This is a genomic window from Shewanella pneumatophori (assembly GCF_023283895.1).
Lineage (GTDB): Bacteria > Pseudomonadota > Gammaproteobacteria > Enterobacterales > Shewanellaceae > Shewanella > Shewanella pneumatophori.
In genome coordinates this window covers 127,692-145,771 of record NZ_JAKILB010000004.1, presented here as the reverse complement: position 1 = coordinate 145,771, position 18,080 = coordinate 127,692, and the positions used below count along the sequence as shown (strand labels likewise).

The window sequence follows — 18,080 nt, the reverse complement described above, 5'->3', positions numbered from 1 at the left end:
GAAGTCTACTCCTTCATAAACCACAAATAAGTGAGATAGCTCGCATTTATATTCTCTAATATTCATATCTCATATAGAGTCATTAATATGAATTGCTCTAAAAGCAGATATAGATGTGAACACGTTGAAAAATAAAAGCGACCCATATGGGCCGCTTATGCTGATTACCGGGTTGAAATAAATGAGAAACAGTTAGCTAATGTAACTTTGACCTGCATATACCACGAAGTGTCTCAGCGCTAACACACCAATAATAGTGCTGCACGATACTGTGATTAAAAAGCCTTTAGTATGGCGCCATGCTTTAGGTGCTAGGGTGCTTGCAAGTACTGGCACAACTAAACCTAAGCCGACAACACCAATCCAGAACACACTTGCCCAAGTACCTGTTGTAATCGCTGCTGTAGCAGCCTGCGCTGCAGGGCCTGAGAAGTTAAGACCAACAAACAACAAGACTAAACAAAGTGCTTCGTTAAAAGCTACTGGATACTCGATACGGTGCACTTGCTCGATACAATCAGATTCCTTTTTGCTAAAGAACAAGGTTGCTACCAATATGTTACCTGCTGAGCCAACTGACAATGCTGACGCCAAGAACAATGCCGGTAATACCGCAGTGTTCAAAATTGGGTAGCTAATCAAAGCCGACAGTAAGAAGCCGGTGTAAACCCCTACGCCTAGACCAAGCGCGAAAATCAGTTTATTAAGACTATTTTCAACTTGGCGACACACTTTAAGAATGCCTGCTAACCAAGGTGCATACTGTAGTACTAGCTTTTCAAACACTAAAGCAGCGAATACAAATACCAGCGGAATATAAACCAGCAGCGCAATTACACCCCACGCCATTACCGAGGTTAGGTTGTAGTTAAGCAAGATATGGTAAAACTCAAATGGCTTGGTTAAATCCAATACCAATAGCGCCATACCTAAGCTGATTGCAACAGGTCCTATAATCGCTGCCGCCTTAATAACCGGTAAACCTTCTGTAGGTTGACCACGGCTTTGCTTGTACCATTTAAGACCAATAGCCACCAGCATTGAACCCGCTGATAAACCCGCCATAAACAAGTAGACTGCGATGATCCAGTTCCATACTACCGGATCGTATTGCTCCATTGAGCCCCAGATATTGTTCATGCTTTGATCCCTCCTTTACGGCTAGGAATGCGATAGACTCTTGGTTCAGTACCAAGGTTTACCTTTTGTTGGTAGTGATTTTTTGTATCTAACACTTTACGTACTTCAGAGTTCATGTCGTTGGCGTCACCAAACACTAACGCTTGAGTTGGACAAACGCTGACACAAGCTGGCTCTTCACCACGCGCTAAGCGAGTATCTTTACAGAAGTCACACTTATCAGGCACACGAGTCTCTGGGTTAATAAAGCGCACCTTGTAAGGACAAGCAGCAACGCAGTACAAACAACCTACGCATTTTTTCTCGTTGATAGACACAATGCCATCTGCGTTAACATAAGCTGCACCTGTTGGGCACACCTTAACGCATGGTGCGTTTTCACATTGCTCGCAGGAAACGCGATTATATTTAAAATGTAAATGTGGAAAGTTGCCGTATGGCCCCTCGATTCTCACTTGAATGCGAGTTACCGACTCAGGCACATTGTTTTCACTGCGGCAAGCCACGTTACACGCTTGGCAGCCAATGCACTTGTTTTCATCGTGCACTAGAACATAACGCTTAGTCATAATTAACTCCGATTAAATCTTGGCAACTTTAACGCCGGTTGTATGCAGGTTCATACCTGTCACCGGAGAAGTCACGTGAGGAAGTAAGTTACCGCAATGCACACCTTTACCAGTTGCACGAGCAAGTTCTTTGTTCTTTGAGCCACAGCCCATATAAGCAAATACTGTGTCAGGGCGAATACCTGGAGTCACTAATGCGTGGCCTTCTTCGCTGCCAGTATCGTTATAGATGCGGATCTTGTCGCCACTAGAGATATTTAACAGGCCTGCAGTGATCGGGTGGATCCACAAGGCGTTGTCAGACATCAAGTTCGCTAGCATTGGCACGTTTTGAGTTGCAGCGTTAGTGTGTACCGCTACCTTGCCTTGAATGAAAAACAGCTCATCAGCTTTTTTCATGGTCACTTCGCGGTAACGGATCACCCCGCGCCCTGGTGCCATTTCCTCTACCTTGTCTGAGCTAAGCTCAATCTTGCCACTCGGTGTTTTAAAGCTTAAATGGCTGGCGTATGTGCCATCTTCATCAAGTGGTTTAGCACTTGGGTAAGCAGCAGCAAAATCTCTCACCATGCTACGCTCACGTAGCATCAAAGGCTTACCAAAGCTAACAAAGCCTTCGTCTTTGATTTTTCTTAGTAGGTTAACGTCACGTTGCACTTGGAATAGTTGCAGGGTTTCCATGTTTTCCCATGGGAAGAACTGGCCTTGGCCCAGCTCATCTGCAAGTTCTTTCCAGATCTGCCAGCTTGGCTTGGTATCACCAATGGTTTCAACTACACGTTGACGCACATAGTAAGCAGGATTCTTACTCGACTTGTCAGCGATCTCTTCATCACGCTCAAGGTAAGTCGACTCAGGTAAGAAAATATCGGCATAAGCAGCTGATTCACTGATATAAATATCGCAGGCCACGATAAAGTCGAGCTTTTGCATTGTTTCAACAATACGCGCTCTGTCGGTCATGGTTTGCATTGGGTTGGTACGGCTCATTACCCATGCACGTAGCTGATAAGGTACAGCATCAAGAGTTGAGTCGAGAATGGTCTGGTAAACACCACCTGATGACCAAGTCATCGCATATTGCTCATCAACCATATCGATACGCTTGGCATCAATTTTTGGCATGCCATCGACGCCCGGCTTAGCTAGTGTTGGCGCAACTTTTTCGCCAGCAAACTTGTTATAGCTAGATGCCTTTTTACCGAAGTACAGACCGCCTTTTCGCTCAATGTTACCCACTAACACGTTCGCTGCATAAAGTGCGCGGCGCATTTCAAACTCTTCAGTGGTAAACGATGAACGGTGACCAAAATCCACTAGTGCATGAGGTGCTGCGGCGGCGTACTCATGAGTAATACGGCGAATATCTTCTGCAGGCACGTCACTGACTGATTCAGCCCATTCAGGCGTGTAAGCTTTAACTTCCTTTGCAAAGTCTTCAAAACCAGTGACATATTGCGCCACGAAGTCCTTGTCGTATAAATCGTCGCTAATCAAGGTATGACAAATCGCTAACGCAACCGCTACGTCGGTACCTGGCTTAATCGCGTACCACTCATCAGCTTTATCGGCAACAATAGAGAAACGAGGCTCAAATACTACTAGCTTAGCGCCCTTTTCCATTTGCGCATTCATCATGCCTCGAGTCTCAGACATGTTAATGCCTTCGTACAAGTTATGGCCGAAGTTGATGATGTATTTAGAGTTGCTTAAGTCGCGCTTAATTTTGCCGCCAAACATAGCTTTAGCTGCAATCACATAACTACCTGGGCAAGTTGATGCGTGAGTAAAGGTATTTGGGCTACCAAAGGCTTTAGCTAAATGGAATAGGTGACCTGACAAAGAGCCAGACTTAGATGAAAAGGCAACGGTTTCTGCACCGTGCTGAGTTTTAATTCTGTTTAGGTTTTCAGCAATGGTGCGGTAAGCTTCATCCCACTCAATTTCTTGCCAGTTACCTTCACCACGTTCACCAACACGCTTTAATGGCTTAACAATACGTTGCTTATCGTAAAGTTGGCTGTGACCAGCACCGCCGCGAGCACATACGGCACCGCCAAAAGATTTAGCGTTAGCGTTACCTAAAATCGATACGTTTTTGCCATTCACCACTCGAGCTGAGATCGGACAGCGGGTTGAGCACATTTCACAAATACTTGCGACTGACTCTGCACTGCCTTGCAGCTCAGAATGTCCAAGGGCAGCCAATGAGCCTGGAAGCGTTGCTAATGCGCAAGTCGCTGTACCCGCTCCGGCCCCTTTAATGAAGGTTCGCCGATCTAGTTTCATGTTAAATCTCCCAATGACAATGATCCTTAGCAAAGCGACATGTTAAGCACTGGATTAACTGCGATTTGCAATCAACCTATTTGCTAAGGTTTTCATCATTGTTATTGAGGAGGCTAAACTTGAATATTGTGGTAAACCACATACCTGCTAAGCAGTAAGCTTGTTTGTGAAGCAATTCACAGTTCATTTTTACGCCAACACAGCAAGTAAATACTGTAAATTGTGGTAAACCACATAACGTAAAAAAGATGATTTTTTTGTAGGTTATGCCCCAATAAAAGCCAAAATGTGCGGCAGACTAATAACAGTCAATACCGCACATATACTGGTGGCTTATGGTTAACTTAAGCCCTATTGCGCAATACGTTATAAGCTAAACAACGGCTTGCTCACTACCACGCTTTTTAAGACTCAGTGTTGCCACGCAGCCTGTAATCTCGTCACTGCGATTAGCCAGCGTGAATCGACCTTCATGCTCTTTGATTACTTCGTTACAAATCGCCAGTCCTAAACCTAAACCATCAACTTTAGTAGTGTAAAAAGTTGCCATTAAAGTATCTGCTTCCATAGCAAGCCCGGGGCCATTGTCGACGATGCAAATGTTGACTTGCTGTTCTTTAAAGTCGAGTTCGATATTAATTTTTCCAAGTCGAGCCTTTTCAGAGTCGGCAATGGCATCAACACTGTTTTTAATTAGGTTAATCAGCACTTGCAATAAACCCACTCTATCTGCAGTAATAAAGAACGGTTCACCTTTAATTTGGGTGTTGATTTGAATGTCTCGCCTTGCCAGCTCTAGGCGTAGTAACGAGATACTCTCTTCGACTAAAGTGAGAATATTCACATCAACCATCACCGCTTCACGGCGCTTTAATAATCCTCGAATGCGATGCACGACTTCCCCTGCGCGAGTCGACTGCTTATGGATTTTCTCTAGTAACTCAATACACGCTTGTACATCAGCTTTTTCTTGTCCTTGTAGGCGCATTATGCCGGCTTCGCTATAACTAGTAATCGCGGCAATAGGCTGATTAATCTCATGAGCAAGCCCGGCACCAATTTCACCGACTATCGAGGCGCTTTGTAGCCTTTCTAGAGCAATCGCTTGCTGCTTCAATTGCCGCTCAGACTCAATTAAAGAGCCGCTCTTTTGATGAAAGCGATACTCAATCCATAAATGATAAATAGTGGCGATAACAAAAATAAGTACCGATAAAATCCCCCAGTGGCGATTGTCTTCAAGCCACTGTTTGACCGAGTCCCAGCGGCTATGATCTGGCGACGCAACATGTAACTCTTTAAACAGCTTTATCACGGCTAACTGGCTAATTGGCGAAGTCCAGCCCTTGAGCTGCGCCTTAATTGCTGCTGGGTTGTCGGCACTTAAATCTAATAGCGCTTGGGTAATCGCTTTGGTTAAATTGGTATCAACGCTTTCTGTAGCCGCAAACGACCAATTTGGATACAGATTAGTGCTGCACTGACACTCTATTCCTTCTGGTCGACTAGGGTTAAGCACCCGATAATCGCCACGGCGAATAAGCCCACGGGCAACCATGTCCTCTAGCGTACATAAAGGCGTTATCGCGGCATCAACATTGCCATCACGCACTTGATACAGCAGTGGATCTAATGGAAAGCCTAGGAATTTGGTTTGGCCAAAAAAGGTTGTAGGATCCATACCTAAGCTATGCATTAAGCCAACAGTTGCTTGATAACCACCAAGAGCATGTGGATCGCTGGCAGCAACTATCTTGCCTTTTAAGTCGTATAAGGTGCGGTAATCACTATTAGCGCTAACGATAATCGCTGAACCAATAGCCGATGTGGTGCCGTTATGGCGTTTTGAGCGCATTGTTGCGAGCCAAGAAAGCGGATATTGGTTCGACAAATACAAGTATTGGCCAGGATTGGTGATGATAAACTGAATTTGCCCAAGCTCCATCGCCAAATTTAGCGCTTCAAAATTGCCCGGATAGACATGAAACTCAGCCCCAGGAACTTGCTCATTAAGGTATTGCATCATCGGAGTCCAACGCTCTACAGCTTGTTGGTGCCCCCAGTTTGCCAGCACGCCCACATAAAACTGCTTTGGTTTAGACCATGCAGTGGTAGAAAACAATAATACTAAGATACAAAACAAAATTTTAGGCAATTTCATTCCCTTAACACTCAATTAATAGTCTGCTAAATCACGATGCAACATAGGTTTTATCAGCCCTATATCAAATATAAAAAACCACTAAAGTGCTGTAATAAATTTTAAGCAGATTGATTAGCAATAGCTTACGCTAGGCAGCAGAGTTAGCTACGTGACCCAATTCATGCTTTATGAAAAATAGTTCGCTAATTGATCCAAACTGGGATATCAATCATTTAAGCATTGCTAAAATAAAGGTGTGTTGTGGAACAACTAATTAAAGGTCCAGTGTATTTAGTCGATGACGATGAAGCGATTGTCGACTCGATTAGCTTCCTGATGGATGGCTATGGTTATCAACTTAATTGTTTCAACAGTGGTGACAGTTTTCTTGCATCTGTTGATTTAAGCCAAGCTGGATGCGTTATTTTAGATGCGCGTATGCCGGGCTTAACAGGCCCTCAAGTGCAGCAACTGCTCACTCAAGCTAAAAGCCCATTATCAGTTATTTTCTTGACTGGCCATGGTGATGTGCCTATGGCTGTGGACGCTTTTAAGAACGGCGCGTTCGACTTCTTTCAAAAGCCAGTGCAAGGCAAACTTTTATCGCAATCAATTGCTAAAGGACTAGAGTACAGCAGCCGCCAACATTGGAAACTGACTAACCAAGCTTTGATTAATAATTTGTCTGAACGAGAAACGCAGATCTTTGAGCTAGTGATTGCGGGAAACACCAATAAGCAGATGGCGAATGAGCTATGCGTTGCTATCCGCACCATTGAAGTACACCGCTCAAAATTAATGACTAAACTGGGCGTCAGTAACCTTGCAGAACTGGTAAAACTCGCCCCCTTATTGGCTCACCACAATGAGTAATGTTAGCTGCGAGCATTTGTAACTGTTAAATAAAGCAAGATTATAAGTCCAACTATTCAACTAAACCTAGCCGTTGAAGCTCCGATACCAGTCTCTGACTCTTGGGAAGTGATCTTCTACGGCATCTTTATGGGTTAACATGCCGCCATGATCATAGTCATGTCTAAAACCCTGCTTTTTAGATAATAAAGTGTAATCAACCTGCTGAATGTGGCACTCTTTTATCATGCGCTCAACATCAGCAGGGTTACCAAGCACCTTGTCGCCCTTACCGGCTATAAACCAAGACTTAGGCCAATTAGCCTGTTTGGCAGCGTAGCCATAATCAAAGCCATCATCACTATCTACCCATTGGCCGCGCACCCACTCAATCGTTTGCCTAAGCGATGAACGAGACTCATTATCCATGCCCATTTTCAGTTTATCTGCAGGCAAATAACCACTTTTCCAAGCGATAAAAGGCGCGATGTTGTTCCACACGAGATCCACCGTTAGCCATTTTTGCAATGATTTGACCTCAATCCTTCGCTTGCTTCCAAAGGTAACCAATGAAGCAACGCTTTGCTGTAAATCCTCATAGCGAGCTAGCGCACTTGCCATCAACACGCCTCCCCAAGAATGCGCGCACCAATGCACTGTTGTTGCTTTTGGGTGCAACGAAAGGATGTATTGTTGAATAAGTGGCAATTGTTCGCGGATCACCTCACCTTGCCCAAACTTAAAACCACGGGCTAACTTAGGCTCACTTAAGCCACGACCTTGAGTATCGAGCACATAAACAACATATCCCGCATCAGCTAAATAACAGCCTAAGCCTTTACCTGAGTCGCTATAAAACACCCGTCCATTAGACATAGCGCCATGTAACATTAAAATTGGCGGCTTACTCATATCTGCTTGTACAGGCACTATCTGCCTTAAGTGCAAATGGCCGTGTTTATAGGGTATATGGTAAGATTTTTGCTGGATATTCAAAGCTAAACTCTCTTGTTTTTTAAGTTACGCTACTGAACTCTAAATGCAAAAACAAGAGCAAACACTCTAATAATATGCCGGACAAGTACGATTAAAACGCGGAGCAATTTGGATATCTAAATGAATCAAACTGATAGTTAATCTTTAGAACAAACGCTCATTCTAAGCATTATCTATAATATTAAAATATAACGACTTTTATCTTGATTAATACCAATCAGTATAAACATCAGGAGAGACATAGTTAAATTGATGAGCTAGACAGATATTGAAATGAACCTTTCAATTTCAACTGCAAAAATTAGTGCCCCATTACAGCAAAAAAGCCCAACACGGTAGGTGCTGAGCTTCTATTTGAAGACGCTTGGTTTAATCGGCCTTAACCAGCAACCAGTTACCCCGATCTAATAACAATTTGCGTTATTTCAGCTGAAACAGATAAGGCAATACCTTTAAGTTTAGCTTATCAATCTTAATATCTGCGGCCTCAGCAAGCTTAGGCTTAGCATGATATGCAATGCCAAAATCAGCAGTTTTAATCATTGGAATATCATTGGCACCATCGCCAATTGCCACGCTTTGCCCTACAGCAATTTGCCATTGCGCTGCACAGCTAACTACGGTGTCAGCTTTAAATTGCGCATCTACTACTTGGCCTGAAACAGTGCCAAGTAACTTACCATCAGCAATGTCCAGCTCATTTGCAAACGCAGCATCAAGAGATAATAGCTGTTTAAGATGATTCACAAATGGCGTAAAGCCACCAGAAGCGACAACGGTTCGCCAGCCATGGCTTTTGAGCTCAGCAATCATCTCTTTAAGGCCTGGCATTAGCGGTAGCTTAGCACATAGCGTTTCGATGATTTGCGCATCAGCCCCTTCAAGCTTAGCCACACGGGCACGTAAACTTTGTTCAAAATCGAGCTCGCCTTGCATCGCAAGCTCGGTCACTTCAGCAACAGCAGCACCAACTCCCGCCATAACAGCCAGCTCATCGATACACTCGATTTCAATGGCTGTTGAGTCCATATCCATGACTAATAAGCCTGGAGTATTGATTTGCGGTACATTAGGAGCGACTTCAAATAACTCAACAGTCGTTAGCTTATCTAGTTGAGACAGTTGCGCTTGCGATAATGCGCCCTCGCTGCAAACTTCAATACAGCTCAAATCGCAATGACGATCAATAACAGCCAAACTTAAGTCGGTACTTAATGTCGTTAGCCAGTTACAAACCGCTTGAATATCGACGATTTGTTGATTCTCATCACAATCTTGTTTCGCTAAAAATACGACTCGATAACGTGAGAAACCGACTGGGTACTCGGTTTCGTTATGACGAGAAAATCTTTGTTTCCCTGCTATAAAAGACATGCTACTTTCGGTGGTTAACCAAGTAAAAACAGCAGATTGACTCGAACTTTCCATTAGTTATGACTCTCCAGCTACCGAGTACAGACAGAATCAATTATGATTAAGTCAGTACACAACATATTAAGGGTTTCAGTGTTCTATTTAAAAGGCCTAAGAAAGAGCCATCGAATAAGCCGATTATTACAGATCATGATTGCTATCGCATTATTCATCGGTCTTGACCAGTTGTGGGAAACTAGCCTACTACAAGGGCAGCAGCTTCTAAAGTCCCAAACCGAAAAGATGGCAAGATTACTGGTTCAGCAAACTGCTTATGGTGCAGCACCAGCATTACAACTTGAAAATGACGAGCAATTGCAATGGCTTGCCCAAGCGCTTGTGCTCGATCCTAAGGTCATGTCAGCCAGTATATTTAGCGAAGATGGCGTAAGACTCTCTTTTGCTCAGAGTGTAACGGAAGAGGATTTGGAGCCCGGCTCTGAAGAATTAAACACGATTTTAGATCAATATCCTCCTTATGTTGAAGCAGTCTCTCAAGACGGTAAAAACTTAGGTTACGTAGAAGTACGTTTAGAGCCTAAGTACTTCTTCAATGAAATTAAAGAAGCGCATCAGATCAATATGGAGCAGCAACAAATGATGTTGTTGATCGCTGGCTTGATCGGTATGTTGCTATCGCGCGCACTTTCATTTAAGCGTGCGGACTTTGATAGACGCAAAGCCAGAGTAAAACTAAGAAGATTATTAGCGAAGAAAAAAGCGAAAGCAGAAGCTAAAGAGGCCAAAAATTTGGCTGCGCAAAACAAAACTCAAACGGCAGCAACGCCAATAGTTGAAGCTAAGCCTAATGAGACGCCAACTGCTGATAATAAAGTAAATGACGCTGTTGACTCGGTAAAACCTAATAACAACTTAAATAATGCTGCTGACACAAAATCGCAGCCTAAGCCATTAGCACCTAAGCCTAAAACCAAACGCGCACCAAGAGCAAAAGCGGCACCGAAAACAACAGCAACTAAATCGACTGCAGGCAAAACTACAGTGAAAAAAGCCCCCGCTAACAAGCCAGAGCCAGCTACTAAGGTCAAAACCAAACCAATAGAAAATGACTCAAAAGCTGAAGACTAAAATTGCTTGGAACAAACAGTGGTAAAAATAGATAAAAAAACGGACGCATTAGCGTCCGTTTTTATTGCAATCAATAACGACTAAAGCATTAGCAATTAAAGAGTAATTGCAGCTTCTAGTGTCATTTCGATCATTTCGTTGAACGTAGTTTGACGCTCATCTGAAGTTGTCTTCTCACCGGTACGGATATGATCCGAAACAGTAACAACACACAATGCTTTAGCACCGAACTCTTTTGCTACGCCGTATAGACCAGCAGCTTCCATTTCAACGCCTAGTACGTCCATCTTTTCCATTACGTCAAACATAACTGGATCAGGAGTGTAGAATAGGTCTGCTGAGAAAACGTTACCAACGCGGTACTTAGTGCCTTTTGCTTCAGCAGCTTTAACTACAGCGCTTAATAGGCCGTAATCACAAATAGCAGCGAAGTCTTGGCCACGGAAACGTAGACGGTTAGTTTGTGAATCAGTACAAGCACCCATACCAATGATCACGTCACGTACTTTAACGTCAGTGCTGATTGCACCACAAGTACCAACACGGATTAGGTTCTTAACGCCGTAATCTTTGATCAATTCAGTTGCGTAGATTGAGCAAGACGGGATACCCATGCCTGAACCCATAACAGAGATACGAACACCTTTGTAAGTACCAGTGAAACCAAGCATGTTACGTACGTCAGTAACTTGCTCAACGTTTTCTAGAAACGTTTCAGCGATGTACTTAGCGCGTAGTGGATCGCCTGGAAATAGAACTGTATCAGCAAATGCGCCGTCTACGGCATTAATGTGTGGTGTAGCCATCAGAATAACCCCTATTTATATTTATAGACCGTTGTAAACAACATAAGTCTTGTATGCTAGCGGCTCAATTTGAGCCGCCAAATTCAAATTTCTTCAGATTATGAACGAATAAATGATTCGCCATATTCCATTGGCTCAAGCTTAAAGTAGCTAGCAATAGATTGGCCCATATCAGCAAAACTATTGCGCAGCCCTAAAGAGCCAGCTTCTAGACCTGCGCCATACGCAAGTACAGGCACGCGCTCACGAGTATGATCACTACCAGGCCATGTTGGATCACAACCATGATCTGCGGTCAGTAGTAAGAAGTCATCTTCACCAAGCAGTGCTAAAATCTCTGGCAAACGAGAGTCAAAGTACTCAAGGCTGCGAGCATAACCTGCTACATCGCGGCGGTGGCCATAATGCGAGTCGAAATCAACAAAGTTAGTGAAAACAATTGTGTTGTCACCAGCTTGTTTAACTTGCTCTAGCGTCGCATCAAATAACGCTTCTAGGCCAGTAGCTTTAACTTTCTTAGTGATGCCGCAGTTTGCATAAATATCTGCAATCTTACCCACACTAACAACTTCACCACCGGCAGCCTTAAGCTTATCCAGTACCGTTGGCGCTGGCGGCTCGACTGCGTAATCGCGGCGGTTACCAGTGCGCTCGAAATCACTCGCACATGTGCCAACAAATGGACGTGCGATAACTCGGCCAATATTGTAATCAGCCAACTCTTCACGGGCGATAATGCAAAGCTCATATAACTTCTCAAGCCCGAAAGACTCTTCATGACAAGCGATCTGAAACACTGAGTCAGCAGAAGTGTAGAAAATTGGCTTGCCTGTGCGTATGTGCTCTTCGCCAAGCTCTCCTAAAATAACCGTACCAGATGAATGGCAGTTACCTAAAAACTCGGTTAATCCTGCTCGTGCTAAAATCTTATCAGTTAGCTCTTGTGGGAAAGAGTTAGTTAGTTCACTGAAGTAACCCCATTCGTATAGAACAGGTACGCCAGCCATTTCCCAGTGTCCGCTTGGTGTATCTTTACCCGAGCTTAGCTCGTCTGCGTAACCATAAGCACCAATAACTTCAACATCGTCAGCAAAGCCAAGTGGAAATTCACCCGTGCTTTCTTTTGATGCATGACCAAGACCTAAACGCGCCAAGTTTGGCAGCTTCAACGGGCCTTCACGGCCATCGTTTGCTTTGCCTTCAGCACATGCCTTGGCAATGTGACCAAAAGTGTTTGAACCCACGTCGCCAAAAGCCTCAGCATCGTGCGCTGCACCAACGCCGAATGAGTCTAGCATCATGATTATAGTACGTTTCATAAACTGTGCTCCGTTACAGATCTGATTCACGGATATAACGATATATTTCCGGAGTTTTCTCTGGTTTACTGTCACCAATGTGAATCGCTTTTTTCACTGCAGCCTCAGCTTCAGCAAAGGCGTTTTCAGATTGGGCATGAATAAATGCAATAGGCTTGTCGGCATTAATCTCATCGCCTAATGCGCAGACTTGAGAAAGACCCACGCTATAATCAAGCGCGTCGCCTGGCTTACGACGACCACCGCCCAAGGTTACTACTGCAAGTCCTAGTTCACGAGTATCCATCGCGGCTGCAAAGCCGGATTTATCTGCATAAACAGGACGAATAATTTGTGAGTCAGGTAGGTATTTGCTGTAGTTTTCTACAAAATCAGCTGGACCACCTAAACCTGAAACCATACGGCCAAATATTTCAGCCGCTTTACCGTTATCAAGCACGGCATTAAGTTTAACTCGAGCGTCAGCTTCATTACTGGCAAGTCCGCCTAGCACTAGCATTTCAGCACACAGTCCCATAGTCACTTCATATAAACGAGGATTACGGTAAGCGCCTGTCATAAAATCAACGGCTTCTTTTACTTCTAACGCATTACCTGCACATGATGCCAATACTTGGTTCATGTCGGTAAGTAATGCTGTTGTCTTGGTACCAGCGCCATTTGCTACCGCAGTGATACTGCGCGCAAGTTCTTCAGATGCTTCATAGGTTGGCATAAACGCGCCAGTACCTACTTTGACATCCATGGCTAAGGCATCAAGGCCTGCTGCAAGCTTTTTAGAAAGAATTGAGGCGGTAATTAACGAGATAGATTCAACCGTGGCGGTATTATCTCGAATAGAGTAGAAACGCTTGTCAGCTGGAACAAGATCGCCTGTTTGGCCAATAATTGCCACGCCAGCTTCTTTTACAACTTTACGGAAAAGTGCGCTATCAGGCTCAGTATTATAACCTGGGATGGCGTCAAACTTATCGAGTGTACCACCTGTATGGCCAAGTCCTCGGCCTGAGATCATAGGTACATAACCACCACAAGCTGCAGCCATAGGGCCTAACATCAAACTAATGACATCCCCGACTCCGCCAGTTGAGTGTTTATCAATGATTGGACCATCAAGGTTCAATGACTGCCAATTAAGCACAGTGCCAGAGTCACGCATTGCGGTAGTCAGCGCAATACGTTCATCCATGTTCATGTCGTTGAAATAGACCGCCATGCCTAGGGCTGCGATCTGACCTTCTGAAACCGTATTGTTGGTGATACCGTTAACAAAGAATTGGATCTCTGCCGTTGACAGCACTTCAGCATTACGTTTTTTACGAATAATTTCTTGAGCTAAAAACATGTACTACCTCCAAGAGTGTAACTTAGTTTCTATTCAATAGAGCTTTCAGTTAGCATTCTACTAATAGGAATCAAAAGCCGTAATATTGTTACATACTAACGGACTTTTGATACACCTAATTAGATTTAGATCACACTTAATAACAAGCTTAAGGTGTAAAGATTAGTAACCTTGTGCACCTTGTGGGGCATCGCCTAGCTCTAATGTATGAAGCAAGTTATTCAATAGGCTTGATGCGCCAAAACGGAATGTCGCTGGTGTTGCCCAGTCATCACCCAATAAGCGAGCAGCAACACCCAAGAATTCAGCTGCTGCTTCAGCATCTTTAACGCCACCGGCAGGCTTAAAGCCAACTTTAGGGTTCTTTTCGCTGATTACTGTCATCATGATTTCTGCAGCTTCAAGGGTTGCGTTCACGGCAACTTTACCTGTAGAAGTCTTAATGAAGTCAGCGCCGGCATCAATAGATAACTCAGATGCTTTACGGATAAGTGCAGGATCAGCTAACACACCAGATTCGATAATAACTTTAAGAATCGCATCGTCGCCACATGCTTCTTTACAAGCTTTAACTAGCTCGAAACCAACAGTTTCGTTGCCTGCCATTAGCGCACGGTATGGGAATACAACGTCAACTTCATCGGCGCCATAAGCTACTGCGGCACGAGTTTCTAAAACTGCGATAGCAATATCGTCGTTACCGTGTGGGAAGTTAGTCACTGTAGCAATTTTGATGTCGTCGCCATCAATTTCGTTTAGGGTTTTACGTGCAATCGGAATGAAGCGTGGATAAATACAGATTGCAGCAGTATCGCCAGCTGGCGTCTTTGCTTTATGACATAAATCAATAACCTTTTGATCAGTGTCATCATCATTAAGCGTAGTAAGATCCATTAGATTAATGGCTTGTTGTGCTGCTTTTTTTAAGTCGCTCATAATAGCTCTCCGAGAAAGATTCAATTAATTAATTTAAAACAGAAATTTATCGCACGGCGATGCCTAGAACTGGCTTGTTTTTGTTTATATTTTTTGGCCGGGTCTTCGAACATAACCGAATTACAATGCTTTAAACGCTTAGCGCGCCAAACATAAAAATACTTATTCAGGTATCCAACATTGTGAGCCTATTTAGCTCAACTATCCTGACACTAGTGTCACGACTTGAATCCATGAAGACCGGGAAGGGAGAGTACTATCACTTTCAATCTGCCTTTCCGCGAAAAGTCCATTTTAGCGCGTAATAAATCTTAGGTAACCTATGTTACATCGTTCACCAATCAAAGGTGCTCTGTTAATACTTACATAAACAAACTGCGGCTTTAAACTCAGTATAACGAGCTTACATAATATAGCTGATGCTTAGGTAAAAATTAACTCGTTTACATTACAATTTGAATGTTATTTAACGCTTAGTGTATTGACTAGAGTTTTGGGGTTTAGTTTTAAGATAGAGCCGCGAAATTCGCGGCTCTGTCGTCTACTTACAATGTTTTAAGCAATGCTTAGAACTTGTATGTAGCTGTGAAGTAGTGTGCGAAACCTGTAGTTTCTAGACCGAATGTACCGTCATCTTTAAGAAGGTAAACATCGTTGTAAGCTTTTAGACCGTAACCAAGAGCGTAGTTCTCTGAGTGCCAGTGTAGACCGAAGTATGCAGCGCCACCACTAGATGTGTTAGTAGTGTTCACAAAGTCACCATTATCATCGTATGCATTCACTTCGTCTGCACCGAACTGGTAATCAACATAACCTTGGAAAGAAATGAATGAACCGTTATCGAAGTTCATTACAGGCTTGAACCAGTTCATAGAGAATTGGTAACCGTTCCACTCTTTTGCATTTAGGTCGTATAGGCCGTAGATGTTCATGCCAGTTTTACCTAACCATGGAACCATAACGTCAGCACCTAGACCCCAGAATGTGTTGTTGATGCCTTCACCAACAGTACCATCCCAGTTGAATAGAGTAGATACGTAAACTTCTTGGATAGGACCAACAGAAAGGTCCATACCTGTCATTGCATCGATAGAGAAACGAGGAGCAAACTTCATGAAGATTTTGCTTGCGCCTTTACCAGCACCTTTGTCACCGTAATCACGGTTAGTTACGTTGAACACATCAACATAACCGTATAGATCTACGATACCAGCGCGGCCACCGAATTCCATTTCTAGGTAATCATGACCATTGTCAGTAGAACCGTCACGTGGAAGCTCGTTTACAGCGTACATTGCGTTGAACTGCATCCAGCTGTAATCGCCAGCGCGTAGGTCAGAACGGTCAGCAGCGAATGTAGGTGCAGACATAGTAGCAGCAACAGCTGTAGCAGCTAGTGCTAAAGTTTTAACGTTTTTCATCATCAACCCCATTTATTTTATGGTGTGCCGCCCTTCTTAATGAAGAGTCAGCGTTTCTTTTTTTATGGCGCGCATTTTACTTAATTTCCGTCAAACTTCAACATGATTAATGTAAAAGTGCGAACACTAAGTTTTAACATCAAAACAACTTTATGATTTTGTGACAGAATCGACTGTCTAACCATCTTTTTTGTCATTTTCAAGCCGAAACAATCCCTAACCAGGAGCTATTGATCATTTCAAAAACATATCATTGGAAACTTCAGTCTTACTCTCTTTTGCTTTTAGGTAAGCAAAAGCAAAAACTGAGCCCTAAGGCTCAGTTTTTAATATGATTACATTGCTAGGAATAAACCAGCTAATGTCGCACTCATAAGGTTAGCTAGAGAACCAGCGATAACCGCACGAACACCAAGCTTAGCTAGGTCATGACGACGATTTGGCGCCATAGAACCTAGACCACCTAGTAGAATCGCGATAGAAGAAAGGTTAGCGAAACCACATAGAGCGAAAGAGATAATCGCTTTAGTACGATCAGTCATCGCTACACCAGTCTCCGCAACTACCATACCGCCATCAGCAACATCTTTTAGGTAAGGAGCAAAGTTCAAGTAAGCAACGAACTCGTTAACAACAATCTTTTGACCGATGAATGAACCTGCAACTAGTGCTTCGTTCCACGGTACACCGATAAGGAATGCTAGCGGCATGAAGATATAACCTAGAATCAACTCTAGTGTTAAGCCTTCCATACCGAACCAACCGCCTACACCGCCGATGATACCGTTGATCATAGCGATCAAACCTACGAATGCTAGTAGCATTGCACCTACGTTTAGTGCCAAGTGCATACCAGATGAAGCACCAGCAGCTGCAGCATCAAGAACGTTAGCTGGCTTATCAGGATCTTCTGGTAAGTCGCTCATGTCGTTCTTAGCTTCTTCTGTTTCAGGATGCATCAGTTTAGCCATTAATAGACCTGCTGGTGCTGCCATGAATGAAGCGGCAACTAAGTATTCAATCGGTACACCCATCTGCGCGTAACCCGCTAATACAGAACCAGCGATAGATGCAAGACCACCGACCATGATTGCGAATAGCTCTGAGTTAGTCATTGTCGCGATAAACGGACGCACAACTAGAGGAGCTTCAGTTTGACCTACGAAAATGTTAGCAGTCGCAGACATAGATTCTGTACGGCTAGTACCAAGTGCTTTTTGTAGACCACCACCGATAATACGGATGACCCACTGCATGATGCCTAAGTAGTAAAGAACTGCGATTAAAGAAGAGAAGAAAACGATGACAGGTAATACGTTAACGGCAAAAATAAAGCCAACTTTGAAGTTAGCTAAATCACCGAATAAGAAACCAATACCGTTTTGTGCGTATCCAATAACACTAGATACAGCATCAGACATACCTTTAAGGATGTCTTTACCAACTGGAACTGCCAATACAAAACCACCTAAAGCGGCTTGAATTGCCAACGCACCAAAAACAGTACGCTTATTAATTGCTTTTTTATTGTTCGATAACCCGAAGGCAATCGCTAGTAAGGTGACCACCCCTACTAAACTCATTAAAATATCCATTAACCATCACCCTATTGTTAATACTTTTTAATTATGTTGTTAACCAACCTTTTTTCACGACCACGATTATACCCGACCAGCTCGCTAAAAGCGTCGTATTGATCAAGTTTTTGAGGTTTTATTTCAATGATTTTGTTGAAAAAAATGATGCGATAAACATCTGTTTA

The 18,080-nt window shown here is 43.5% G+C and carries 14 protein-coding genes; 2 read left to right on the top strand and 12 right to left on the bottom strand.

Annotated elements, in window-relative coordinates; genetic code table 11:
- Positions 1–192: 192 nt before the first annotated feature.
- From nrfD to L2740_RS07840, 4 genes are all read right to left on the bottom strand, one after another.
- Positions 193–1,140, bottom strand: coding sequence for an NrfD/PsrC family molybdoenzyme membrane anchor subunit (gene nrfD, locus L2740_RS07855; RefSeq protein WP_248949487.1), 948 nt, complete (start codon positions 1,138–1,140; stop codon positions 193–195).
- A complete protein-coding gene (locus tag L2740_RS07850; RefSeq protein ID WP_248949486.1) occupies positions 1,137–1,709 on the bottom strand; it encodes a 4Fe-4S dicluster domain-containing protein in 573 nt (190 codons plus the stop codon). The genes nrfD and L2740_RS07850 overlap by 4 nt, the downstream gene beginning before the upstream one ends.
- Positions 1,710–1,721: 12 nt before the next feature.
- Positions 1,722–3,998 carry a thiosulfate reductase PhsA gene (phsA, locus tag L2740_RS07845; RefSeq protein ID WP_248949485.1) on the bottom strand — a complete coding sequence of 759 codons (2,277 nt, stop codon included), beginning with the start codon at positions 3,996–3,998 and terminating at the stop codon, positions 1,722–1,724.
- Positions 3,999–4,371: 373 nt separating this feature from the next.
- On the bottom strand, positions 4,372–6,159 hold the full coding sequence (locus L2740_RS07840) for a sensor histidine kinase (protein WP_248949484.1): 1,788 nt from the start codon (positions 6,157–6,159) through the stop codon (positions 4,372–4,374).
- Positions 6,160–6,402: 243 nt separating this feature from the next.
- Here L2740_RS07840 and L2740_RS07835 point away from each other — a divergent pair, with 243 nt between their 5' ends.
- The gene (locus tag L2740_RS07835) at positions 6,403–7,014 is read left to right on the top strand and encodes a response regulator transcription factor (protein ID WP_248949483.1); all 612 of its coding nucleotides are present in this window, start codon (positions 6,403–6,405) and stop codon (positions 7,012–7,014) included.
- A 66-nt stretch (positions 7,015–7,080) separates the two neighbouring features.
- Here L2740_RS07835 and L2740_RS07830 read toward each other — a convergent pair whose 3' ends face one another.
- Together L2740_RS07830 and serB are read right to left on the bottom strand one after the other, a co-directional pair.
- Positions 7,081–7,989, bottom strand: coding sequence for an alpha/beta fold hydrolase (locus L2740_RS07830; protein ID WP_248949482.1), 909 nt, complete (start codon positions 7,987–7,989; stop codon positions 7,081–7,083).
- Between the two features lie 420 nt (positions 7,990–8,409).
- On the bottom strand, positions 8,410–9,417 hold the full coding sequence (serB, locus tag L2740_RS07825) for a phosphoserine phosphatase SerB (RefSeq protein WP_248949481.1): 1,008 nt from the start codon (positions 9,415–9,417) through the stop codon (positions 8,410–8,412).
- A 42-nt stretch (positions 9,418–9,459) separates the two neighbouring features.
- On the opposite strand from serB, the gene L2740_RS07820 reads away from it, so the two are divergent.
- Positions 9,460–10,491 carry a YtjB family periplasmic protein gene (locus tag L2740_RS07820; RefSeq protein WP_248949480.1) on the top strand — a complete coding sequence of 344 codons (1,032 nt, stop codon included), beginning with the start codon at positions 9,460–9,462 and terminating at the stop codon, positions 10,489–10,491.
- Between the two features lie 95 nt (positions 10,492–10,586).
- Here L2740_RS07820 and deoD read toward each other — a convergent pair whose 3' ends face one another.
- The 6 genes from deoD to L2740_RS07790 all read right to left on the bottom strand — a co-directional run bounded on the left by deoD (position 10,587) and on the right by L2740_RS07790 (position 17,913).
- Positions 10,587–11,297, bottom strand: a complete 711-nt coding sequence (gene deoD, locus L2740_RS07815; RefSeq protein ID WP_248470972.1) for a purine-nucleoside phosphorylase — start codon at positions 11,295–11,297, stop codon at positions 10,587–10,589.
- 98 nt (positions 11,298–11,395) lie between these two features.
- Entirely contained in the window at positions 11,396–12,616 is a 1,221-nt protein-coding gene (locus L2740_RS07810) for a phosphopentomutase (RefSeq protein WP_248949479.1), read from the bottom strand.
- A 13-nt stretch (positions 12,617–12,629) separates the two neighbouring features.
- A complete protein-coding gene (deoA, locus tag L2740_RS07805; protein ID WP_248949478.1) occupies positions 12,630–13,961 on the bottom strand; it encodes a thymidine phosphorylase in 1,332 nt (443 codons plus the stop codon).
- A gap of 162 nt (positions 13,962–14,123) precedes the next feature.
- Positions 14,124–14,897 carry a deoxyribose-phosphate aldolase gene (gene deoC, locus L2740_RS07800; protein ID WP_248470975.1) on the bottom strand — a complete coding sequence of 258 codons (774 nt, stop codon included), beginning with the start codon at positions 14,895–14,897 and terminating at the stop codon, positions 14,124–14,126.
- A 566-nt stretch (positions 14,898–15,463) separates the two neighbouring features.
- Positions 15,464–16,318 carry a nucleoside-specific channel-forming Tsx family protein gene (locus L2740_RS07795; protein WP_248949477.1) on the bottom strand — a complete coding sequence of 285 codons (855 nt, stop codon included), beginning with the start codon at positions 16,316–16,318 and terminating at the stop codon, positions 15,464–15,466.
- Between the two features lie 335 nt (positions 16,319–16,653).
- Entirely contained in the window at positions 16,654–17,913 is a 1,260-nt protein-coding gene (locus tag L2740_RS07790) for a NupC/NupG family nucleoside CNT transporter (RefSeq protein ID WP_248949476.1), read from the bottom strand.
- Between the last annotated feature and the right edge of the window lie 167 nt (positions 17,914–18,080).